Source organism: Streptomyces sp. NPDC001668, from assembly GCF_042893155.1.
GTDB lineage: Bacteria > Actinomycetota > Actinomycetes > Streptomycetales > Streptomycetaceae > Streptomyces.
Window position 1 is genome coordinate 230,431 of the sequence record NZ_JBIAUQ010000004.1, and the last position, 20,328, is coordinate 250,758.

Genomic DNA, 20,328 nt, shown 5'->3' on the forward strand with positions numbered 1-20,328 from the left:
ATGCCACCGAAAGGAGGAATGGTTCATGAGCATTGGTGAGATATGGGCCATTCTGTGCCGAAGGTGGTACTTCATGGTGCCTTTCACCGTACTGAGCCTGCTCGGTGGCGCGTACCTCTACCAGACCGTCCCGGTCTCCTACGAGTCGCAGAGCTCGGTCGCGCTGCTGGACTCCTCGGCCGTGGCCCGGCTCGCGCCCACCTTCGGCAACCCCATCTCGAACGCGGGCGGTTCGCTGATCGTCACGGCCGACGTGCTGATCAGAACCCTCGAATCCAGCGACGCGGCCAAGGAGTTGCACGGCAGAGGCGTCACGGACCCCTACACCACCGGGTTCGCCCCGGACAGCGAGAGCCCGCTGCTCGTGCTCAGTGTCACCGGGACCGACCGGGAGAAGGTGCTCAAGGAGACCGACATCCTGACGGCCTTCGCCGGCGAGCAGCTCGACGCCCTCCAGGCCGCCGCCAAGGTGCCCCCCGCCTATCTCGTGCAGACGGCCCCCGTGGTCCTGCCCCAGACGCCGGTGGCCGAGTCGAAGAACCGCTACCAGGGCATCGCGGCCGTCGTCATCGGGGGAGTCGTCAGCGCGTTCCTGCTGTCGATCCTGATGGAGGGCGTGACGGTGGTGCGTCGCCGCCGCAAGGCAGCCGCCCCGCCGCGTCAGGCCCGCGCCCCCACCCGTGAACGGGTGGGCTGGCTGAACCGCCGCGTCGACGCCACCGCGATCCTCACCGGCTATCTCGCGCTGGCCCTGTTCATCCCCTCGAACCTGGCCCTGCCCGCGCTCGGCGGCGTCGGCACCCCGGCCAACGTCTTCGCCCTGCTGGGCCTGTTGTGGTACCTCGCGACCTGGCTGGGCGGCCGCATCCTGCCCGCCCCCGGCACCAGGTTCGTGCGGGTGTCGATGTGCGTGCTCGGCACGGCCGTCCTCATGGCCTACATCGCGGACGCGATGCGCGAGAGCTCGCACCAGGAGGTCCTCGGGGCCGACCGCGGACTCATCGGATACCTGGTGTGGGTGTCGCTCGTCGTGCTGACCTCGGCGGCCGTGCAGGAGCGCGGCCGGCTGGACGTGCTGATGCGCCGGGTGGTCGTCTTCGCGTCCGTCGTCGCCGCGATCGGGTTCTACGACTTCTTCGCGGCCACCAACATCGCCGACTCCATCCACATCCCCGGCCTGCAGACCAGCGTGGCCCAGGTGAGCGTCATGGACCGAGGTGCCTTCACCCGGCCCCGGGCCACCACCGCCCAGCCGCTGGAGTTCGCCGGCATGCTGGCGATCCTGCTGCCCTTCGCGATCCAGCAGGCCTTCGATCCGGTACGACGTCACCTGCACGTCCTGCGCCGCTGGGGCCCGGTGCTGCTCATGGGGGGCGCGCTGCCCCTGTCGGTGTCGCGGACCTCGATCGTCGGGCTGCTGCTGGTGGCCCTGGTGATGGTGCCGCGCTGGAAGCCGGCCCGGCGCTGGGCCGCGATCGGCGTGATGACCGCCTCGGTGGCCGTCTTCAAGGTGCTCGTCCCCGGTCTCATCGGCACGATCACCGGCCTGTTCGCGTCGTTCCTGTCCAACTCCGACAGCAGCACCCAGGCCCGAACCGTCAAGTACAGCGCGATCGTGCCCTATCTGAAGGAACACCCGCTGTTCGGGCGGGGCTTCGGCACCTTCACCCCCGACCTGTACTTCTTCACCGACAACCAGTACATGCTGACGCTCGCCGAGATGGGGGTGCTCGGACTGATCGCCCTGCTCGTGCTGTTCGTCACCGGCATCCATCACGGCGGTGCCGTCCGCCGGCTGGCCCGCACCGAGTCCGACCGCGAACTCGGACAGGCGTTCTTCGCCTCGTCGCTGGTCGCCCTGGTCAGCAGCGCGACCTTCGACTCGCTCAGCTTCCCCATGTTCGCAGGCATGTTCTTCCTGGTGCTGGGGGCGGGCGGCAGCTACCTCGGATTCGTCCGGCGCGAGGCGGCGGCAGCCGCGGTCCCGGCCGCCCCCCCGCAAGACCGTTGAAGACCGGCTTCCCCAACTCGTGGAGTCCCGTTGAGCCCCGTCGCCGTCATCGTCGTCACCTGGAACAGCGCCAAGGTGCTCCCCGGGTTCCTCGAAGCCCTCCCGGACGGCATGGCCGGCCTCGACTGGAGGCTGGTCGTCGCCGACAACGACTCCGCCGACGACACCGTGGAGGTCCTCGCCAGGCTGGCCCCCGACGCGACCGTCGTGCAGACCGGCCGCAACGCCGGGTACGCGGCCGGGGTCAACGCGGCGCTGAGGGCCGCCGGGGAACACGGGGTGGCGCTGATCTGCAACCCGGACATCCGGATGCGCCAGGGCTGCGCCAAGCGCCTGGTCGACAGTCTCGGCGACGGCGTCGGGATCGCCGTACCCCTGCTGTACGAGGAGGGCCGGGACACACCCCACCACTCGCTGCGGCGGGAGTCGAGCGTGCTGCGGGCCCTCGGGGAGGCCGTCATCGGCAACCGGCGGGCCGGGCGCTTCCCGCGCCTGAGCGAACTCGTCACCGACCCCGGGGCCTACCGGCGGCCCACCCGCGCGGACTGGGCGACCGGCGCGCTCATGGCGATCTCGGCCGAGTGCCGGGCCGCCTGCGGGCCCTGGGACGAGTCCTTCTTCCTCTACTCGGAGGAGACCGAGTACTGCCTGCGGGCCCGCGACCTGGGCTGGGCCACCCAGTTGGAGCCGTCGGCCGAGGCGGTCCACCTCGGCGGCGACTCGCAGGTCTCGCCCCGGCTGTGGTCCCTGCTCACGGTCAACCGGGTGCGGTTGTACCGGCGGCGCCACGGAGCCGTCGCGACCGCCTGCTTCCGGGCCGCCGTTCTGCTGCGGGAGACGTCACGGGCCGTCCTCGGCCGACCGGCCAGCAGGGCCGCGGCCGCCGCGCTGCTGCGACCGGGAGCGCTCAGCTAGACCACGTGGTGTAGAAGCTCCCGGGGTTCACCAGGTACCGCACGGTGGGGTGCGGCACATGGCGTACGGCGTGCGTGCGGCTGTAGCGGTACACGAGCTCCCAGTCCTCGCGCGGCAGCACCTCCGGCGTGCGGCGCACCCGGCTGAAGTGCAGGGAACCGTCGCGCCGGGCCACGAAGGCGTTGGTGTCCAGGAAGGACTCCCGGGCGGCCCGGTGGCGGTCGAACTCCACGGACAGGACGTCCCGTTCGGTACCGTCCGGCAGGAGGCGGCGCAGTGCCGTGTAGACGCCGTCGGGGCCGCCGGGGGGCTCCAGGACGGCCAACGCCCGTTCCAGATGGTCGGGTTCCCACAGGTTGTCGTCGTCCAGGAACGCCACGTACCGCGAGCGGGTGAGGCGGATGCCCACATTGCGCACGATGCCCGCCACGGCGGTGTTGCGCGCCAGCGAGACGGCGAACAGCCGTGGATCGTCCGGGAGTTCGGGGAGCCCGGCGCCGTCGTCGACGACGATGACGACCTGGTCGCGCACCGTCTGGGCCAGCGCCGAGGCGACCGCCGCGCGCAGCGCGTCGGGGCGGCGGTGGGTGGCGATGACGGTCGCGACCAGGGCCTGGGGAACCGGCCCGACGACACCTGTGAGGCGGCGGACCTCGGCGTTCTCGAGGCGACGCAGCCGCACCGCCGAGGGCAGCAGCAGCACCTTGTTGCGCAGTTCGAACAGGACCAGCCAGCCGAAGGCGCGCTTGAGGAGCTCCCAGGGTGCGCGGGCGATGCGTCGCATGATCCTCTTCCTCAGCCTGCCGGTTCGGGGGTGATGGGGGTGCCGTCGGAGAACCGGTTGCCGCGCCACACGTTGCCCGCGCCGCCCGCGTTCCAGGCGGTGACGGCTCCGTAGACGCCGGAGTTGCGGTGGTACCGGGTCGAGAACACGTTGTTCGTGACGGTGATCCCGGTGGCGCCGTCGCCGCCGCCGTAGAGGGCGTAGGCGCCACCGGCCAGCAGGTTGTCGTCGATGACGGTGTTGGAGACATGGCCGGTGTCGGCGAACAGGCCGACGGCGGCCGAGGCGCCCTGGTCCACGGGGACCGGATTGAGCAGGGTGTTGTGCCGGATGACCAGCTTGCCCTGGCTGCCGCCGCCGCTGATCACCGCGTCGGTGTGCTGCCACTCGCCGCCGTTGTTGCGGAAGGGGACCAGACCGTGGACGTAGTTGTCGTGGAGGTGGCCCTGGCCCATGGAGAGGGCGTTGCCGAACACGGAGATGTCGCACCAGCCGACCTCGATGGAGCTGCTGCCCATGTTGGAGACGGCGTAGTTCACCCCGCCGTTGTCGGGGCCCTTGCCCGGCACGGCGGTGATGGTGGTGTGCAGGACCCTCAGCCCGCGGTAGCCGGGACGCAGGTTGATGCCCCACCAGTTGGTGGAGGTGATCCTGCTGTCGACGACCGTCACGTTGTTCGCGTAGACGTCCAGCGAGCCGGTGATGTCCTGGCCCCTGATGACGGCCCCGTCGGTCGTGACGCTCATGTTCCCGGCGGCGCGCGGCTTGAGCCGGACCCGGGGGCCGGTGTTGCCGGCGTCCGGGAACCCCGCTCGCGCGGGCGCGGCAGTGGTGGCCGGGGTCCTGTCAGGAGAACGGGAAGGCGCGGACGGCTTGGGCCTGTGGGTGGGCGTCGAGATACCCGGACTCACGGAGGCCGAGGCGCTCTCGGACGGTGTGGGGTCGGCGACGGCCGAGGGCGTTCGTGTGGGCGTCGGCTCGGCACGGTCGCCCTTTTCACCCCCCGAGGAGCAGGCGGCCGTCAGTAAAAGCGCCAGGCCGACCAGGAGCCGGCGGAGCGTGGTCATGCGGTCTCCGGGGTCCGGGGGCCGAGCAGGAAGCGTCGGCTGGGCAGCGCGCACGCGTGTGGGGCCGGTGGCGGTCCGGGGTGTTCGTGTGGGTGTGGGCTCGGTGCGGTGGGCCCTTTCGCCTCCGGAGGAGCAGGGGGCCGTCAGTAAAGGCGCCGGGCCGACGAGGAGTCGGCGGAGCGTGGTCATGCGGTCTCCGGAGTCCGGGGGCCGAGCAGGAAGCGGCGGCTGGGCAGCGCGCACGCGTGTGGGGCCGGTGGCGGTCCGGGGTGTTCGTGCGGGTGTGGGCTCGGCGCGGTGGGCCCTTTCGCCTCCGGAGGAGCAGGCGGCCGTCGGTAAAGGCGCCGGGCCGACGAGGAGTCGGCGGAGCGTGATCATGCGGTCTCCGGGGTCCGGGGGCCGAGCAGGAAGCGTCGGCTGGGCAGCACGCACACCGCGTAGCAGGCCAGGGCGGTCGCGCCGACGGCGAACAGGGCGAGGGTGCCGTCGCCCAGCAGCCGCTTGGCCCCGAGCAGCACCAGGGTCATCGCCACGCCCCCGAGAAACGGCCAGGCGCAGGCCCTGGCGAGGGGGGCGAGGCCGATTCCGGCACGGGCGAGGGCGTACAGGAACACGGGGACGACGAGACCGGCCCCGACCAGGACATGGCCCTGGGCGACGCCGACGATGCCGCCGTGCCGGGCTCCGACGATGAGGACCGGGACGAGGGCGGAGACCCACAGTCCCTGGACGAGGATCAGCGAGCGGCGCTGACCGACCGCGACGAGACAGTCGTAGGCGAGTTCGCAGACGATGCGGATCAGGCCCAGGGCCATCAGCCACGGCAGCGCCTCGGCGGCCGGCAGCCACTTGCCGCCGTAGACGAGGTGGATGACCGGCGCCGCGAGGCCGCCCAGCAGGACGCACAGCGGCACGGTGCCCGTGACCAGGACGCCCAGGGCGCGGCTGAAGCCCTGGGCCAGGGCCTGCGGGGAGTCGGCCAGGCGGGAGAAGCCGGCGAAGGAGACGCGGCGGGCCGCCTCGGAGATGACGCGGACCGGCCAGCCGGACATGTTGAACGCCAGGACGTAGAAACCGAGCGAGATCTGGCCGAGGGAGGAGCCCACGACCATGGTGTCCACGTTGACCACGGCGAGGGCGAGCAGGCTCGCGCCGGCCAGCGGGAGCCCGAACTTCAGCAGGGCGCGTGCCTGTTCGCGGTCCCACCCGAACCGCAGGGTCCCGGGGACGGCGACGGCACAGCCGACGAGCGCGGCGACGTTGCCCACCACCGCGCCGCAGGCGAAGCTCATCGCGCCCCAGCCGGCGAACGCCAGCGCCAGGGTCACGGCCGTGCTGAGCACGAAGTTGAGCGCGTCGATGACCATCCGCCTGCCCTGGGCGAACTCCCGGGTCAGGATGCCGGCGGGCACATGCGCCACCGCGTCGATCACCAGGCACAGGCACATCACCCTCAGCACACCCGAGGCGTCGGGCGAGCCGAGCAGCCCGGCCACCGTCGGCGCCGAGAGGAACAGGGCGACATACAGCAGGCCGCTGGACAGCACGCTCAGCGTCAGCACGGTCGGCGCGAAGCGGCGCGGGTCGCCCTCCCAGCGGATGATGGCGAGGCTCACGCCCAGTTCGTTCGCGGAGAGCAGGACCAGGAGCACGGTCTGGGCGATGCCGTAGACACCCCACTCCGCGGGCCCGAGGGCGAACCGGGCCAGCAGGATGCCGGTGGCGAAGTTGCCGAGGCGCATGACCACGGTGTTGATCAGGCTCCAGCGGGCCGCGGAACGGACCTTGCTGCCCAGGGAGGCAGCAGCGGGAGACGACGGACTGTCGCCCGTCTCAGTTCTCTCGCTGTCCGGTGTGCGAACGCTGTCCATGTGTCGACTCCTCGTCGAGCGCCTCGTCGGCGGGTGCCACGGTCATGACGGACCGCCCGCCCCCCGGCCCTTCGGCGCGCCTCTTCTCGGCGGACCGCGACCAACTGGGCGGCGTCCGCAGGGCCATCGTCTGCTCGGCGACCGACTCCCGCGCCTCGGCAACCGGCTCGGGCCCGGCGGCGGGCTGCGCGGCTTCCTCCCGCGGCACCGGCGGACGCGGCCGTCGGCGCGCCTCCGCGTAGAAGGTGGCGACGAGGCTGAGGACCAGACCGAGCCCCCCGGCCATGACCATGTACTCCAGCCGGGTCTTGGTCTGCGCGGCCGGGTTCTGCGGGGCCACGATGGTCGTCATGCGGATCATGGCGTTCGTCGTGACCGACTGCTGCTTCTGGAACTGCACCAGCCGCTCGTCGGCGTACGCGGTCAGGATGCGGTCCGACTTCAGGACGGCCTTCTTGTCCGTGCCGGTCACCGTGAGCCACATGAGCGGCCCCTGCGCGTTGTCGGCGAGCTTGGCCTCGAACGTGCCGGTGGCGCCCCGGGACTTGAGCTCCCGGAGGGAGGCGTCGGAGTTGAGGTTGCGGGCCAGGCTGTCGGCCATGCCGGTCAGCGAGGTCTGGGTGCTGAGGAAGGGATTGCCGTCGTAGGCCTTGGTGGCCTTCTCGGAGTTGAGCAGGACCACCGTGCTCTGCGACTGGTAGGTGACCGGGACCGTCAGCGCCACGGCCACCGTCAGGCCGATGGTCAGCAGCAGTCCCGGCAGCAGGACGTACCAGCGCCTTCGCATCACCCGGAAGATCTCAGCGAGATCCATGGTGGTCCCCCCTCGCGCCCAAATGTTCGACGAGCATATGTTGCAAGCGGATCATATGGGGAACGTTCGATCGGTGGGCCTCGGACGGGTGTTCGCCGTGCCTCCCTCCAGCAGGACCTCGGCGATCCGGTCACTGGCGTGGCCGTCCCACAGTTCCGGCCGACGCGGTGAGGGAGGCGCGTCCAGCACCTGGTGCACGACGGACACGATCCGGGCCGGGTCCCGGCCGGCCAGCACGTTGGTGCCCTGGTCGACGGTGATGGGCCGCTCGGTGTTGTCCCGCAGGGTCACACACGGCACGCCCAGCGCGGTGGTCTCCTCCTGGATCCCGCCCGAGTCGGTCAGCACGACACGCGCGGCGTCCTGGAGGGCGATGAAGTCCAGGTAACCGGCGGGCGGCACCAGCTGGATACCGCCGGGTACGCCGATCTCGGCCAGCCGGCCGGCCGCGCGCGGATGCACGGGCAGCAGCAACGGCAGCCGGCCGGCGATCTCACCGAGCGCCTTGAGCAGCCCGGCGAGAACCTCGGGGTCGTCCACGTTGGCCGGGCGGTGCAGGGTGACCAGACCGAACTCGCCCTTGGCCAGGCCGTACCGGTCGAGGACGTCCGAGGCCCTGGCCCGCTCCAGGTTGGCGAGCAGCGTGTCGATCATGACGTTGCCGACCAGGTGGACCTGGTCGTCCCGGTATCCCTCGGCGCGCAGGTTCTCCACGGCGTCGGGGGAGGGGGCCAGCAGATAGTCGCTGACCCGGTCGGTGGCGACCCGGTTGACCTCCTCCGGCATGCTCCAGTCCCGGCTGCGCAGCCCGGACTCGACGTGCGCGAGCAGCGGCCCCGCCTTCGCGGTGACCAGGGCACAGGCCAGGGTGGAGTTGATGTCGCCGACCACGACGACGATGTCCGGGGCGAGCTCGGCGAGCAGCGGCTCGAACGCGGTCATCACGCGTCCGGTCTGCTCGGCGTGGCTGCCCGAACCGACTCCGAGGAAGCGGTCGGGCGGCCGGATGCCGAGGTCGGCGAAGAACACGTCGTTCATGGCCGGGTCGTAGTGCTGCCCGGTGTGGACGAGGATCACCTCGGCACCCCGGCTCTCCAGGGCGTCCATCACCGGTTTGATCTTCATGTAGTTGGGGCGGGCCCCCGCGACGCAGACGATGCGCGGCATGGTTCAGAGCACCTCGATGGTGGGGCCCGACGGCAGCCGGCGGCGGCAGTCGAGGACGAAGGGGGCGTGTTCGGCGACGAGTTCGTAGTCGAAGGCGTCGTGGTCGGTGAGCAGGACCACCACGTCGGCGGAGGCCAGTTCCTCCGGCGTCGGTTCGACGCGCACCAGCCGGGTGTCCACCGGCAGGCTCTCCACGACGTGCGGGTCCGCCGCCCTGACCTGCGCTCCCATGTCGAGCAGCAGCTGGGAGATGCGCAGGGCGGGCGACTCGCGGGCGTCGCCGGTGTTCTTCTTGTACGCCAGGCCGAGCAGCAGGACGCGCGAGCCGTTGACCGAGCGGCGCCGCTCGTTGAACAGGTCGCCGACCCGCCGCGTCACGTACTCGGGCATGTGGTTGTTGATGTCGTTGGCCAGCTCCACGAAGCGGAAACTCTGGCCGAGTTCGCGCTGCACCCGCCAGGACAGGTACGAGGGGTCGATCGGCAGGCAGTGGCCGCCGACGCCGGGGCCCGGCGTGAACCGCATGAAGCCGAACGGCTTGGTGGAGGCCGCGTCGATGGCCTGCCAGACGTCGATGTCCAGGTGGTGGGCGAACATCGCGATCTCGTTGACCAGCGCGATGTTCACATGCCGGAAGGTGTTCTCCAGCAGCTTGGCGAGCTCGGCCTCCTTCGGCGAGCCCACCGGCACCGTGGTGTCGACGAGTTCGTCGTAGAAGTCCTGAACGGCCTTCAGTGAGGCCTCGTTGACGCCCGAGACGACCTTCGGGGTCTCCTTGAAGCCCCACACGGTGTTCCCGGGGTCGATCCGCTCGGGGCTGTAGCCGAGCTGGAAGTCGGTGCCCGCGGTCAGGCCCGAGCCGTCCTCCAGGATCGGGGCGAACATCTCCTGGGTCGTACCGGGGTAGGTCGTCGACTCCAGGATGACGGTCGCCCCGGGTCTCAGATAGCGGGCGAGGGTGACCGCCGACTCACGGATGTACCGCAGGTCGGGGGTGCCCTCGTGCAGCGGGGTGGGCACGGTGACCACGGCGACGTCGAAGCCGCCGCAGTCCCGGGCCGCCTCGCTCGGCCGGTAGGCGCCGCTGTCCAGCGCCGCGCGGATCCGCTCGGAGGTGACGTCCTCGACGAAGGACTCACCGGCGGCGAGGCTCTTGACCCGCCGGGAGTCGACGTCGTACCCGATCACCTCGTGGCCGACCTCGGCGGCCCGGATGGCCAGCGGGAGGCCCACGTAACCCTGTCCAACCACGACGACACGCATCAGTGACTCCTGTTCGCGGGAGCGGTCGACGGGGTGGAGCGGAGGAACTCCCGCGCCGTCATGAGAAGGAAGGCGGTGTTGGTGGTGACGTAGCGCTTGCCCAGCCGGCGCGGCTCCTGGAGCGCGCGGTAGAGCCACTCGACCCCTAGCCGCTGCCAGGAGGCGGGGGCCCGCTTGGTGACCCCGGCGAGGATGTCGAAGGAGCCGCCCACCCCGTGCACCACGTGGGCGCCGGTCCGCGCGCCGTGGGCGGCGGTGAAGATCTCCTTCTTCGGCGAGGTCATGCCGAGGAAGAGCATCTGGGCGCCGCTGCGGGCGATGTCCGCGGCGATGTCCTCCTGCTGGGAGTCGTCGAAGTAGCCGTGGCGGCTGCCGGCGACCTTCAGACCGGGGAAGCGGTCGGCCACCCGGCGCAGCATCTCCTCCAGCACCTCCTCCTTGGCGCCGAGGAAGTACACCGAGATGCCCGCCGACTCCGCCTCGGCCAGCAGCCGCAGGAACAGGTCGATACCGGCCACCCGTTCGGGCAGCGGGGCGCGCAGGACCCTGCCCGCCCAGACCACGGCCTGCCCGTCGGCGACGACCAGGTCGCAGCCCGACACCGCCTCGGCCAGGCGTGGGTCGCGCCGCATGTTCACCAGCTTCGCGGCGTTGACCACGCCGATCTCCAGCTGGTGGCCGTCCCGCACCGCGTCCAGGCAGCGCTCGACGGTCTCGTCCATGGTCAGCGGGTCGAGCTCGACCCCGAAGAGGGTCCGGCGCTCACTCATATCCGGCCCCCCTGCCAGGCGTAGAGCATCCAGCCGAACTCGTACGGCCGGCATTCGCGGTCCACGGAGAGCGGGCGGTACACCCGGTCCAGGGTCTTCAGACGCAGGCCCGGAGCCACTCGGGTGGAGAGCCCGCGAGCGGCGCGTACGGCCTTCTTCGGGTCGCCCCGGTAGACCTTGCGCCAGGTCACGCCGAGCTCGTCGAGGATCATCGGCTCGGGGTTTCCGGCCAGTTCGGGCACGGCCGTCATCCAGCCGAGGCCCTTGCGGATCGCCGCGCCGAAGTCGCTGCCACCGGCGTCGGTGAGGTCGAACAGCGCGGTCGGCGCCATGGCGTGCTGGTGGACGCTGTAGACCGGGTAGCCCTCGATGACCTGGCCGGTGCGCGCGTCGTAGTGCCACCACCACTGCCCGCCGTCGCCCTGGAGTTCGCAGATGCGCGCGGCACAGGCCTCGGAGGCGGACAGTGCCTCGGGATCGCCGGCCCCGTCGCTCGCGTGGGCCCGGGCCAGGGCCTGGAGCGGATACGTCTGGTCGGCGAAGCAGGCCACATGCGCCCGGTACCAGGGCACCAGGCCGGGCCCGGTGGCGTGCGGGAAGAGCGGGCTGTCGCCGACACGGGCCCGCAGCAGCCGGTCCCGGGCCACGGAGAAACGTCTCTCCACGTCGACCGTGTCGCGCGCCGCCGCCAGGGCGGACAGCACCCAGGCCGCCTCGACGGTGTACTGCGGCCTGCCCTCCACGTCCAGGTCGTCGACCCGGGCCACGGCGTCGGACAGCTTGGGGTGGCCGGTCTCCGCGGCGGCCCAGGCGATGAGGGCCGCGTCGCCGAGGTTCGTGACGCCGGGCAGCGACTCGATCAGCAGGCCGGTGAACTCCTCGGCACTGCGCCCGCCGAGGACCGCGCGCTGGCGGTCCTCCGGGAGGAACCGCACTCCCAGCGCGGTGATGGCCGCGTACCGGGTGCTGGTCCCGCGCCGCTCCAGGGTCCAGGAACCCGCGGCGGTCTGCCGGCCGGCCATGGTGAAGGCGAAGGCCTCACCGCCGGGCAGCAGCATCGAGGGCAGCCCCGACTCGGCGACCGTGAGGAGTCGTTGGGCGAGTGGCAGCAGCGTCGGTTCCTCACGACCGAGCGCGGCCAGACGTGTGATGCTCATCGGTTGGACACACCAACCCCCCTGTTTTTGCGCAGACTTGTGAGCGCCGCGGCGTGGACGGCCGGGCGGTGGAAGGCAGGCGGACGTCAGGCGTCGGAGCTGGTGCCGATCCCGATTTCAGGCATAGGTGTTTCCACCCGGTAACCCCCCCTGGGCACTACTGGTTCGTGCGCCCATTGTGCTTGGTCTGCACAGTTCGCACACATGTTATGCCGGTGAATGTTCGAAGATTTGCGATTTGGCGGAAACAGGAGTCATGCGCGCTCGACGAGTCCGCCGTCCTTCTCGTCGTACAGCGCGCCCGTCTCGGGGCACTCCCACACGCCCGTTTCGCCGTCCCGCTCGACCAGTCGTACGCCCGCCCGGCCCACCCAGCCGATGCGGCGCGCCGGAACACCGGCCACGAGCGCGTGGTCGGGCACGTCACGGGTCACCACGGCGCCCGCGGCGACCAGGGCCCAGCGGCCGACGCGGACCGGTGCCACACACACCGAACGCGCCCCGAGGGACGCCCCTTCGGCCACCTCCACCGCCACGGCCTCCCAGTCGTCGCCGCGCTTCAGCCTGCCCTGCGGGTCCACCGACCGAGGGAAGTAGTCGTTGGTGAGGACCGCTGCCGGGCCGACGAACACCCCGTCGCCGAGCACCGCGGGCTCGTAGACCAGTGCGTAGTTCTGGAGCTTCACGTTGTCCCCGATCCGCACCCCGGGGCCGACATAGGCGCCCCGGCCCACGATGCACCCGCTCCCCAGCCGGGCGTCCTCGCGGATCTGGGCCAGATCCCAGACCGTCGTCCCCTCGCCGATCGCCGCCGTCTCGTCGACCTGGGCGGTCGGCTGCACCTTGAAGTTCACCGGTCGGAACCCTTCGTCTCGTCGAGCATGTCTGTCGCCGAGCATGTCGACGGTGTCCTTGACGGACCGAGTCTGATCACCGCGTGGACGGAATACCAGCCTCCGTTCGTGAGTACGTTCCCTCGCGTGGACGGACTCGGACCAGGCCGGGATCGACGTGGATCTTCGGGCCCGGACCGGCACCGGGCGGCCGCTCGCCGGCGAGTACGGGGCCGATCGCGTCCAGCGCGACGGTGGCGGCCACGAGCGGCCTGGGGTCCACGACCTTCTCGGCGTACGCCTTGATGGTGGCGTCCAGCCCGGGGGAGGCCGACAGGACGCCCACGGCCGTCACGTCCTTCAGCACGAGCGCGCGGGTGTCGATCCTGCTGGGCTCGCCGGCCAGCCCGATGTACACGAGCCGCCCGCCCGGTTCGACCAACTCCTGGGCGAGTGCGGGCAGACGGACCGCGTTGCTGGCGTCCACGACCGCGTCGAACGGCAGGTCGGGCAGCGTGTCCTCGCGCCAGGAGTGCGGGAAGCCCAGCGAACGCGCGAAGGCGAGGGAGTCCTCGGTGGCGCCCATCAGGTGCACCTCCGCACCGGCGGCCCGGGCGAACAGCGCGACCAGGAGACCGATCGTGCCCGGCCCCAGCACCAGGACCCGGTCGCCGGGTCCCGCACCGGTGGCCCGCGCGGCTCGCAGGGCGTTGCCGCCGGGCTCGACGAGCGCGCCGAGCACCGGGTCCACGGAGTCGGGCAGCGCGTGCAACGACCCCGCGGGAACGGCGAGTTGTTCGGCCAGGGCACCGGCCCGGCCGCCCCGGATGCCCACCTCCTCGCGCTTCTCGCACACATGCTGCCGCCCGCGCCGGCAACGGCGGCAGGTCCCGCAGCCGAGCATGGTGTCGCCCATGACCCGTCGCCCGACCCAGCCGGGATCGACCCCGGCGCCGACCGTCCGCACCCGTCCGGCCCACTCGTGGCCAAGACGCATCGGATAGCCGGCGTGTCCCTGGTGCAGATAGGTCATGGCGCCGGTGAAGAACTCCAGGTCCGTGCCGCACACACCGACCCGCTCGACATCGACGACGACCTCACCGGGCGCGGCGACGGGCGCGGGTACTTCCCGGACCGCGAACTCGCCGGGCGCGGTGAGCACGAAGGCACGCATCTCGGCGGCGGTCGGCGGGGGTTCGGGGGTGTTCAAACGGAGGGGCTCCTTCACTGTGGGCGCGCTACGGCGCGGTACCACGGACCGGCTGGGCCTGTCGCCGATCCGGGCAGCCGGTGGCTCCAACAGCGGCCGGACGCGGCACGTGGTCGGGGCTGCCGACCGTCTGGGCCGACTCGTCGCCCCCGCCCGGGTGCCGGGCCGTCTCCCCGCGCAGCCTCCGTGGCGAGGGCTGTCGAAGCGTGAAGCGCCTGCGTATGCTGCATCGCGTTCCGGATAGTAGACCGCCGTACCGATCACCGGAAAGAGCCGAGCGATGGGCCTTCGCAGCGCGCAGTGGTACGCGGGGCAGGACCGCAACGCCTACATCCACCGGGCCTGGATGCGCCGGGGCGTCCCGGCCGACGCCTTCACCGGCCGCCCCCAGATCGCCATCGCCAACACCGCCTCCGACCTCACGCCCTGCAACGCGCACCTGGACGAGGTGGCCCGATCCGTCCGCGACGGGGTGTACGAGGCGGGCGGCATCCCCCTCGACCTGCCCGTGGTGTCGCTGGGCGAGACCAATGTGCGGCCCACGGCCATGCTCTGGCGCAACATGGCGGCGATGGCCACCGAGGAGATGCTGCGGGCCAACCCCCTCGACGGCGTGGTGCTGCTGGGCGGCTGCGACAAGACGATTCCGTCCCTGCTGATGGCCGCCGCCTCGGTGGACCTGCCCGCCGTGGTGGTGCCCGGCGGGCCGATGCTGACCGGCACCTTCCGCGGCACCCCGCTGGGCTGCGGCACGGACGTGTGGCGGCTGTCGGAGGAGGTCCGCGCCGGCACGCTGTCCCAGGAGCAGTTCACCCGCTCCGAGTCGTCGATGATCCGCAGCCGCGGACACTGCAACACCATGGGAACCGCCTCCACCATGGCCCTGGTCGCCGAGGCCCTGGGCACGGTCGTCCCCGGGGTGGCCGGCACCCCCGCCCCGGACAGCCGGCTGCTGGAGGCCGCGCACGGCACCGGACGCCTCGCGGTGGAGCTGGTGGCCGCGGACCGCCGTCCCGGCATCTTCCTGACCAAGGGGTCCTTCCACAACGCGATCGTGGCGCTGGCCGCGATCGGCGGCTCCACCAACGCGGTCGTCCATCTCCTCGCCCTCGCCGGCCGGCTGGGTGTCGAGCTGACCCTGGACGACTTCGACCGCATCGGCTCCCGGGTGCCGGTCCTGGTGGACCTCCAGCCCGCCGGGCGCTTCCTGATGGAGGACTTCCACCGGGCCGGCGGCCTGCTCGCCGTGCTGCGCGAGGTCGCGGACCTCCTGGACCCCCACGCGCTGACCGTCACGGGCAAGCCGCTGGTGGACCACCTCCACGACGCCCCGATCTGGGACGCCGAGGTGATCAGGACCCGCGCGCGGCCCCTGGTCGAGGAGGGCGGCATCGCCGTCCTGCGCGGCAGCCTCGCCCCCGACGGGGCGCTGATCAAACCCGCGGCCGCCTCGCCGCACCTGCTGCGCCACCGGGGCCGGGCGGTCGTCTTCGACAGCATCGAGGACTTCCACGCCCGCGTCGACGACCCGGACCTGGACGTCGACGCGGACTCCGTCCTGGTCCTGCGCGGCTGCGGCCCCAAGGGCTACCCCGGCATGCCCGAGGTGGCCAACATGCCGCTCCCCACCAAGCTGCTGGAGCAGGGGGTGCGGGACATGGTCCGCGTCTGCGACGGCCGGATGAGCGGCACCGCGTACGGCACGGTCGTCCTGCACGTGGCACCCGAGGCGGCGGCGGGCGGCCCGCTCGCCCTCGTACGGACCGGGGACGTCATCAGCCTCGACGTCGGGGCCCGCCGCATCGACCTGGAGGTGCCGGCCGCCGAACTCGCCGCCCGCACCCCGGACGCGGCCACCGTCGAGGGCTTCGCCAACCCGAGGCGCGGCTGGGAGCGGCTGTACGTCGACCACGTCCAGCAGGCCGACAAAGGCGCCGACCTGGACTTCCTCGTCGGCTCCAGCGGCTCGGAGGTCAGCCGCGAGTCGCACTGACCGGGGAGGGCGGCGGAGCGGGCCCAGCCCCTGCCCACCTCGTGGACGCCCTCTTGACGCGCGCCCCGGCCCGATCGACACTCCAGATGGGAATCCTAGTGAACAGGTAGGGAAACATGGGGCGCCTTGAGTCGACCGACGGCCGAGTGAGCCGTACGTCGCGACCCTCGCCCCTTCTGACCTCCCGCCGTCACATCGATCTGCAGCGCGTCTGCAGCGCGATCAGGCCCCAGGACCGAGCCCGCCGCGGCCACCCCGGCTGAGCCGCGGCCGCCCCCTCCCTCTCCTGACGCTCACTTCCGGACCGACGACGCTTCCGCCGCGCGTACGTCTGCGCACCGACACCCCGGGGAGACCCATGTCCGTCACGCCGCTCGCCCATGTCCCCAGCACTGACTCCGCCCCCGCCTTCCGGGGCCGCATCGGCCGGGACCCGCGCAGCGGGCACTACGCCGTGCCGCGCCGCTACCGGCTCCACCTGGCCACCGCCTGTGCGGACGGTCTGCGCATCGCCGTCGTGCACAGCCTGCTCGGCCTCGACGACGTCTGTCCGGTGACCTTCCTGGACCCCGTCCCCGACTGTCCCGACGGCGGACATTCCGCGCTGCGCCCGCTCTACGAGGCCAGCGCGCACCGGTACACCGGCGCGGCCGTCGCACCGGTGCTCAGCGACGACTGGTCGGGGCGGATCGTCAGCACCCACACCGCCGACATCACCCGCGACCTGGCCCGCCACTTCGGCGGCGGCCGCCCGGCGCTGTACCCGTGCGGAGCGGAGTCGGAGACCGAGGCCGTGGAGCGGATGTGCCGGGGCATCGCGCGGGCCGCGCAGCAGGCCGGGTCGGCGGGCGGCGACGACGTGGACCGTGCCGCCGCCCTGGACCAACTGCTCGGCTTCCTCGGCTCGTTGGACCGCTGGCTGGTCGGACGCGCGTACCTGATCCGCGATCACGTCACCGCCGCCGACGTCGAGTTGTGGGTCACGCTGGTGCAACTCGACACCGTGCACCGCGACCACCTCGACGCGTCCGCGGTGCGGGCCATCGCCGGCCACCCCACCCTGTGGGCCTACGCCCGCCGCCTGACCGCCCACCCGGCCTTCGGCACCCACCTCGACCTCGACGGCATCGCCCGCAGGCACCACGCCCACTGCCAGGGCCTGGAGGCCGCCGGGGCCGCCGTACAGATTCTGGACTGGGCCGCGCACGCCGGCCGCGCGTCCTGATCGTTCCACCTGCTGGACCGGCGTTGACAGGACTTCCGGCAACCGACTTAACCTACGCCCCACACGAGTTCCTCAAGGACTCCCGAGAACAGCGACGGTGACCGACATGTACGCAGCTCCCAGGACGGCCGCACGCCGTTCTCCGGGCTGCGTACGGCCGTACGGCGACCCGCTCGTCGCCAACCGGGCCGTCGACCTGCTCCGCGTGAGCAGCGCACTGTGTACCGCACCGGGCCGTGCCCGCTGCCGGGGCTGACGTACCGCCTCCGCAGCCCCCGCGTTCCTGACGAACACCGCACGCGCGGTGTGCCGTCGTCCGCCCAGCCCCCGGTGCCCGCGCGTCGCGTCCTACCGCCGTAGTACGCCCTGTTCGCCGTGTCCCAGGGGCAACCCGACCTTGCCGGAGCCCCCTCATGAGTGAACCCCCAGGTGCCGCCGTGTCCGTCACCGAGGCACCGCCGCGGCAGACCGACGCCCCGTCAAAAACGCTCGCTGCACAGCGAGTTCTGCCGCTGAGGCGGCCGGGCCGCTGGATCGCCACCGCCGTCGTCCTGGTCCTGGCGGCCCAGTTCGTGCACGGCCTGGCGACCAACCCCTTCTACCAGTGGGACCGCTTCGGCTACTGGTTCCTGCGTCCCACGGTCCTCGACGGGCTCCTGATCACCCTCGAAGTGGCCGCGTACAGCGCGGTCTTGGGTCTGCTCGGCGGCATCCTGCTCGCCCTGGCCCGGCTCTCGAAGAGCCCGGTGCTGCGGGCGGTCAGCTGGACCTACGTCTGGGCCCTGCGCTCGATCCCGCTGATCGTGGTCCTGCTCTTCCTCTACAACTTCTCCGCCCTGTACCGGACGTTGAGCGTCGGAGTCCCCTTCGGCCCGGCCTTCTTCAGCTTCGACGAGTCCCGGCTCGCCACCGACATGGTCATCGCCGTCATCGGACTCAGCCTCAACGAAGCGGCCTACGCCGCCGAGGTCGTCCGCGGCGGCATCCTCTCCGTCGACCAGGGCCAGCACGAGGCAGCCTCCGCACTCGGACTGCCGAAGAGCTACCAGTTCAGGAAGATCGTCTTCCCGCAGGCGCTGCGCTCCATCACGCCGAACTACGTCAACCAGCTCATCGGCCTCATCAAAAGCACCTCGCTGGTCTTCTACGTCTCCCTCCTCGACCTGTTCGGCACCGTGCAGTCCATGGGCGCCACCTACCCCGGCGACATCGTGCCGCTGCTCCTGGTCGCCACCGTCTGGTACCTGATCCTCACCAGCGCCGTGTCCGTCGTCCAGTTCTACGTCGAGCGGCACTACGCCCGGGGCGCCACCCGCTCCCTGCCGCCGACCCCGCTCCAGAAACTGCGGGCCTCACTCACCGACCTCACGGCCCGCATCCGCAGGGAGGCCTCCGTATGACCGCCGCCGCTCTCGAAGTGCACGGCGTGCACAAGTGGTACGGCGCCCACCGCGTCCTGGACGGTGTCGACCTGACCGTCCGCCCCGGCGAGGTCACCGTCGTCCTCGGCCCGTCCGGGTCCGGCAAATCCACCCTCCTCAGGGTGATCAACCACCTGGAGAAGCCGGAGATCGGCCACGTCAGTGTCAACGGCGAACTGATCGGCGTCCGCAGGCAGGGCGACCGGCTCAAGGAGCTCAGCGAGCGCGCCATCCTGACCCAGCGCAGCCGTATCGGGTTCGTCTTCCAGAACTTCAACCTCTTCCCGCACCTGACCGTTCTCGACAACGTGGCCGCCGCCCCGGTGGCGACCGGGAAGCTCGCCAAGGCCGCGGCCCAGGAGCTGGCCCGGGAACTCCTCGGGCGGGTCGGCCTGGCCGACAAGGCGGGTGCCTATCCACGGCAGTTGTCGGGTGGTCAGCAGCAGCGCGTGGCCATCGCCCGCGCCCTCGCCCTGCGCCCCGGTGTCATCCTCTTCGACGAGCCGACCTCCGCACTCGACCCGGAACTCGTCGGCGAGGTCCTCGCCGTCATCAAGGACCTGGCGACCAGCGGCACCACCCTCGTCATCGTGACGCACGAGATCGGCTTCGCCCGCGAGATCGCCGACCGGGTCGTCTTCATCGACGGCGGCCGCATCGTCGAGCAGGGCCCGCCCTCCGAGGTCCTCGACCGGCCACGGCACGAGCGGACCCGGGACTTCCTCAGCAAGGTCCTCTGAACCCACCCCCTCCCTCAGTACCCCGATCGACACGACAAGGACAGCCATGCCCACTCGCATCTCCCGACGCAGCCTGATACGCGGCATCACTGCGGCGACCACCGTCACCGCCCTCGCCGGCGGGCTCGCCGCCTGCGGTGGTGACAGCGACGCCGCCACCCGGACCGGCGACAGCGCCGGCACGGTCACCGTGGGCCGGCTCTCCAACGGCGCAGCCAAAGAGACCGCCCTCAAGGTCGCCGAGGTGAAGTCCATCAGCGCCGAACTGCCCGACGCCGTCAAGAAGAGCGGCAAGCTGGTCATCGGCTCCGGCACCCTGCCCTCCGGTGCCCCGCCGCTCGGCTTCGTGGGCAGCGACCAGAAGACCCTCACCGGCTCCGAGGCCGACCTGGCCCGCCTGGTCGCCGCCGTCCTCGGCCTTGAACCCGAGGTCAAGCGGTTCACCTGGGAGAACCTCTTCGTCGGCATCGACAGCGGCAAGGTGGACGTCGGCTTCTCCAACATCACCGACACCGAGGAACGCAAGCAGAAGTACGAGTTCGCCTCCTACCGCAAGGACGACCTCGCCTTCGAGACGCTCAAGACCTCCAAGTGGACCTTCGACGGCGACTACGAGGCCCTCGCGGGCAAGACCGTCTCGGTCGGCGCCGGCACCAACCAGGAGCGGATCCTGCTGGAGTGGCAGAGCCGGCTGAAGAAGGAGGGCAAGCAGCTCACCATCAAGTACTTCCAGGACAGCCCCAGCATCTACCTGGCCCTGGGCAGCGGAAAGATCGACGCCTATCTCGGCCCGAGCCCCAACCTCTCCTACCACGTCACCCAGACCGCGAAGACACCCGACGCGACCCGCATCGCGGGCCAGTACTCCGGTGCCGGAGAGTCGCTCCAGGGCCTGATCGCCGCGACCGCCAAGAAGGGCAGCGGGCTCGCCAAGCCTCTCGCCGACGCCATCAACTACCTGATCGACAACGGCCAGTACGCCAAGTGGCTCGCCTCCTGGAACCTCTCCAACGACGCCGTCTCCAAGGCGGAGGTCAACCCGCCCGGACTGCCCCTGGACAACTCCTGACACCCGTCCAACAGCACT

Annotated in this window: 19 protein-coding genes; 9 read left to right on the top strand and 10 right to left on the bottom strand. The window is 71.5% G+C overall.

What is annotated here, in order from left to right; all coding sequences use genetic code 11:
• Positions 1 to 73 precede the first annotated feature (73 nt).
• Together ACFYZ8_RS14430 and ACFYZ8_RS14435 are read left to right on the top strand one after the other, a co-directional pair.
• A complete protein-coding gene (locus ACFYZ8_RS14430) occupies positions 74 to 2,011 on the top strand; it encodes an O-antigen ligase family protein (RefSeq protein ID WP_388532573.1) in 1,938 nt (645 codons plus the stop codon).
• A 30-nt stretch (positions 2,012 to 2,041) separates the two neighbouring features.
• On the top strand, positions 2,042 to 2,926 hold the full coding sequence (locus ACFYZ8_RS14435; RefSeq protein WP_359031079.1) for a glycosyltransferase family 2 protein: 885 nt from the start codon (positions 2,042 to 2,044) through the stop codon (positions 2,924 to 2,926).
• Here the strand turns inward: ACFYZ8_RS14435 and ACFYZ8_RS14440 are convergent.
• The 10 genes from ACFYZ8_RS14440 to ACFYZ8_RS14485 all read right to left on the bottom strand — a co-directional run bounded on the left by ACFYZ8_RS14440 (position 2,919) and on the right by ACFYZ8_RS14485 (position 13,826).
• Positions 2,919 to 3,710: a glycosyltransferase family 2 protein gene (locus tag ACFYZ8_RS14440; protein ID WP_359031080.1), complete on the bottom strand. Its 792-nt coding sequence runs from the start codon at positions 3,708 to 3,710 to the stop codon at positions 2,919 to 2,921. The two genes, ACFYZ8_RS14435 and ACFYZ8_RS14440, sit on opposite strands and share 8 nt — an antisense overlap.
• An 11-nt stretch (positions 3,711 to 3,721) precedes the next feature.
• Positions 3,722 to 4,777, bottom strand: a complete 1,056-nt coding sequence (locus ACFYZ8_RS14445) for a hypothetical protein (protein ID WP_388532576.1) — start codon at positions 4,775 to 4,777, stop codon at positions 3,722 to 3,724.
• A gap of 374 nt (positions 4,778 to 5,151) precedes the next feature.
• Entirely contained in the window at positions 5,152 to 6,648 is a 1,497-nt protein-coding gene (locus ACFYZ8_RS14450) for an oligosaccharide flippase family protein (protein WP_388532577.1), read from the bottom strand.
• Positions 6,611 to 7,462 (bottom strand): Wzz/FepE/Etk N-terminal domain-containing protein, encoded by an 852-nt coding sequence (locus tag ACFYZ8_RS14455; RefSeq protein ID WP_388532578.1) that lies wholly within the window; start codon positions 7,460 to 7,462, stop codon positions 6,611 to 6,613. The genes ACFYZ8_RS14450 and ACFYZ8_RS14455 overlap by 38 nt, the downstream gene beginning before the upstream one ends.
• A gap of 51 nt (positions 7,463 to 7,513) precedes the next feature.
• On the bottom strand, positions 7,514 to 8,629 hold the full coding sequence (wecB, locus tag ACFYZ8_RS14460; RefSeq protein ID WP_359031084.1) for a non-hydrolyzing UDP-N-acetylglucosamine 2-epimerase: 1,116 nt from the start codon (positions 8,627 to 8,629) through the stop codon (positions 7,514 to 7,516).
• Positions 8,630 to 8,632: 3 nt separating this feature from the next.
• Positions 8,633 to 9,892, bottom strand: a complete 1,260-nt coding sequence (locus ACFYZ8_RS14465) for a nucleotide sugar dehydrogenase (protein WP_388532579.1) — start codon at positions 9,890 to 9,892, stop codon at positions 8,633 to 8,635.
• Positions 9,892 to 10,662: a WecB/TagA/CpsF family glycosyltransferase gene (locus tag ACFYZ8_RS14470; protein ID WP_359031086.1), complete on the bottom strand. Its 771-nt coding sequence runs from the start codon at positions 10,660 to 10,662 to the stop codon at positions 9,892 to 9,894. Before ACFYZ8_RS14470 ends, ACFYZ8_RS14465 begins: the two co-directional genes overlap by 1 nt.
• The gene (locus ACFYZ8_RS14475; protein WP_388532580.1) at positions 10,659 to 11,819 is read right to left on the bottom strand and encodes a hypothetical protein; all 1,161 of its coding nucleotides are present in this window, start codon (positions 11,817 to 11,819) and stop codon (positions 10,659 to 10,661) included. Before ACFYZ8_RS14475 ends, ACFYZ8_RS14470 begins: the two co-directional genes overlap by 4 nt.
• Before the next feature lie 254 nt (positions 11,820 to 12,073).
• Positions 12,074 to 12,673 carry an acyltransferase gene (locus ACFYZ8_RS14480; RefSeq protein ID WP_359031088.1) on the bottom strand — a complete coding sequence of 200 codons (600 nt, stop codon included), beginning with the start codon at positions 12,671 to 12,673 and terminating at the stop codon, positions 12,074 to 12,076.
• A gap of 76 nt (positions 12,674 to 12,749) precedes the next feature.
• Positions 12,750 to 13,826: a zinc-binding dehydrogenase gene (locus tag ACFYZ8_RS14485; protein ID WP_388533735.1), complete on the bottom strand. Its 1,077-nt coding sequence runs from the start codon at positions 13,824 to 13,826 to the stop codon at positions 12,750 to 12,752.
• Between the two features lie 316 nt (positions 13,827 to 14,142).
• Between ACFYZ8_RS14485 and ACFYZ8_RS14490 the strand changes: the two genes are divergently transcribed.
• The 7 genes from ACFYZ8_RS14490 (at position 14,143) to ACFYZ8_RS14520 (ending at position 20,310) form a co-directional block, all read left to right on the top strand.
• Complete coding sequence (locus ACFYZ8_RS14490; RefSeq protein WP_388532582.1) at positions 14,143 to 15,855, top strand: IlvD/Edd family dehydratase; 1,713 nt, start codon at positions 14,143 to 14,145, stop codon at positions 15,853 to 15,855.
• 116 nt (positions 15,856 to 15,971) lie between these two features.
• Positions 15,972 to 16,118, top strand: coding sequence for a putative leader peptide (locus ACFYZ8_RS14495; RefSeq protein ID WP_359031090.1), 147 nt, complete (start codon positions 15,972 to 15,974; stop codon positions 16,116 to 16,118).
• Positions 16,119 to 16,213: 95 nt separating this feature from the next.
• Positions 16,214 to 17,080 carry a glutathione S-transferase C-terminal domain-containing protein gene (locus ACFYZ8_RS14500; RefSeq protein ID WP_359031091.1) on the top strand — a complete coding sequence of 289 codons (867 nt, stop codon included), beginning with the start codon at positions 16,214 to 16,216 and terminating at the stop codon, positions 17,078 to 17,080.
• Positions 17,081 to 17,186: 106 nt separating this feature from the next.
• Positions 17,187 to 17,336 (top strand): hypothetical protein, encoded by a 150-nt coding sequence (locus ACFYZ8_RS14505; protein ID WP_280848005.1) that lies wholly within the window; start codon positions 17,187 to 17,189, stop codon positions 17,334 to 17,336.
• 157 nt (positions 17,337 to 17,493) lie between these two features.
• On the top strand, positions 17,494 to 18,480 hold the full coding sequence (locus ACFYZ8_RS14510) for an amino acid ABC transporter permease (protein WP_359031092.1): 987 nt from the start codon (positions 17,494 to 17,496) through the stop codon (positions 18,478 to 18,480).
• Positions 18,477 to 19,241 carry an amino acid ABC transporter ATP-binding protein gene (locus ACFYZ8_RS14515; protein WP_359031093.1) on the top strand — a complete coding sequence of 255 codons (765 nt, stop codon included), beginning with the start codon at positions 18,477 to 18,479 and terminating at the stop codon, positions 19,239 to 19,241. The genes ACFYZ8_RS14510 and ACFYZ8_RS14515 overlap by 4 nt, the downstream gene beginning before the upstream one ends.
• A 46-nt stretch (positions 19,242 to 19,287) precedes the next feature.
• Complete coding sequence (locus ACFYZ8_RS14520; RefSeq protein ID WP_388532586.1) at positions 19,288 to 20,310, top strand: transporter substrate-binding domain-containing protein; 1,023 nt, start codon at positions 19,288 to 19,290, stop codon at positions 20,308 to 20,310.
• The last annotated feature ends 18 nt before the right edge of the window (positions 20,311 to 20,328 follow it).

Coding starts and splice junctions, on each gene's coding strand:
- ACFYZ8_RS14430 (WP_388532573.1), top strand. CDS start 74: ATGGTGCCTTTCACCGTACTGAGCCTGCTCGGTGGCGCGTACCTCTAC.
- ACFYZ8_RS14440 (WP_359031080.1), bottom strand. CDS start 3,710: ATGCGACGCATCGCCCGCGCACCCTGGGAGCTCCTCAAGCGCGCCTTC.
- ACFYZ8_RS14445 (WP_388532576.1), bottom strand. CDS start 4,777: ATGACCACGCTCCGCCGGCTCCTGGTCGGCCTGGCGCTTTTACTGACG.
- ACFYZ8_RS14450 (WP_388532577.1), bottom strand. CDS start 6,648: ATGGACAGCGTTCGCACACCGGACAGCGAGAGAACTGAGACGGGCGAC.
- ACFYZ8_RS14455 (WP_388532578.1), bottom strand. CDS start 7,462: ATGGATCTCGCTGAGATCTTCCGGGTGATGCGAAGGCGCTGGTACGTC.
- wecB (WP_359031084.1), bottom strand. CDS start 8,629: ATGCCGCGCATCGTCTGCGTCGCGGGGGCCCGCCCCAACTACATGAAG.
- ACFYZ8_RS14465 (WP_388532579.1), bottom strand. CDS start 9,892: ATGCGTGTCGTCGTGGTTGGACAGGGTTACGTGGGCCTCCCGCTGGCC.
- ACFYZ8_RS14470 (WP_359031086.1), bottom strand. CDS start 10,662: ATGAGTGAGCGCCGGACCCTCTTCGGGGTCGAGCTCGACCCGCTGACC.
- ACFYZ8_RS14475 (WP_388532580.1), bottom strand. CDS start 11,819: ATGAGCATCACACGTCTGGCCGCGCTCGGTCGTGAGGAACCGACGCTG.
- ACFYZ8_RS14485 (WP_388533735.1), bottom strand. CDS start 13,826: ATGCGTGCCTTCGTGCTCACCGCGCCCGGCGAGTTCGCGGTCCGGGAA.
- ACFYZ8_RS14490 (WP_388532582.1), top strand. CDS start 14,143: ATGGGCCTTCGCAGCGCGCAGTGGTACGCGGGGCAGGACCGCAACGCC.
- ACFYZ8_RS14495 (WP_359031090.1), top strand. CDS start 15,972: ATGGGGCGCCTTGAGTCGACCGACGGCCGAGTGAGCCGTACGTCGCGA.
- ACFYZ8_RS14500 (WP_359031091.1), top strand. CDS start 16,214: ATGTCCGTCACGCCGCTCGCCCATGTCCCCAGCACTGACTCCGCCCCC.
- ACFYZ8_RS14505 (WP_280848005.1), top strand. CDS start 17,187: ATGTACGCAGCTCCCAGGACGGCCGCACGCCGTTCTCCGGGCTGCGTA.
- ACFYZ8_RS14510 (WP_359031092.1), top strand. CDS start 17,494: ATGAGTGAACCCCCAGGTGCCGCCGTGTCCGTCACCGAGGCACCGCCG.
- ACFYZ8_RS14515 (WP_359031093.1), top strand. CDS start 18,477: ATGACCGCCGCCGCTCTCGAAGTGCACGGCGTGCACAAGTGGTACGGC.
- ACFYZ8_RS14520 (WP_388532586.1), top strand. CDS start 19,288: ATGCCCACTCGCATCTCCCGACGCAGCCTGATACGCGGCATCACTGCG.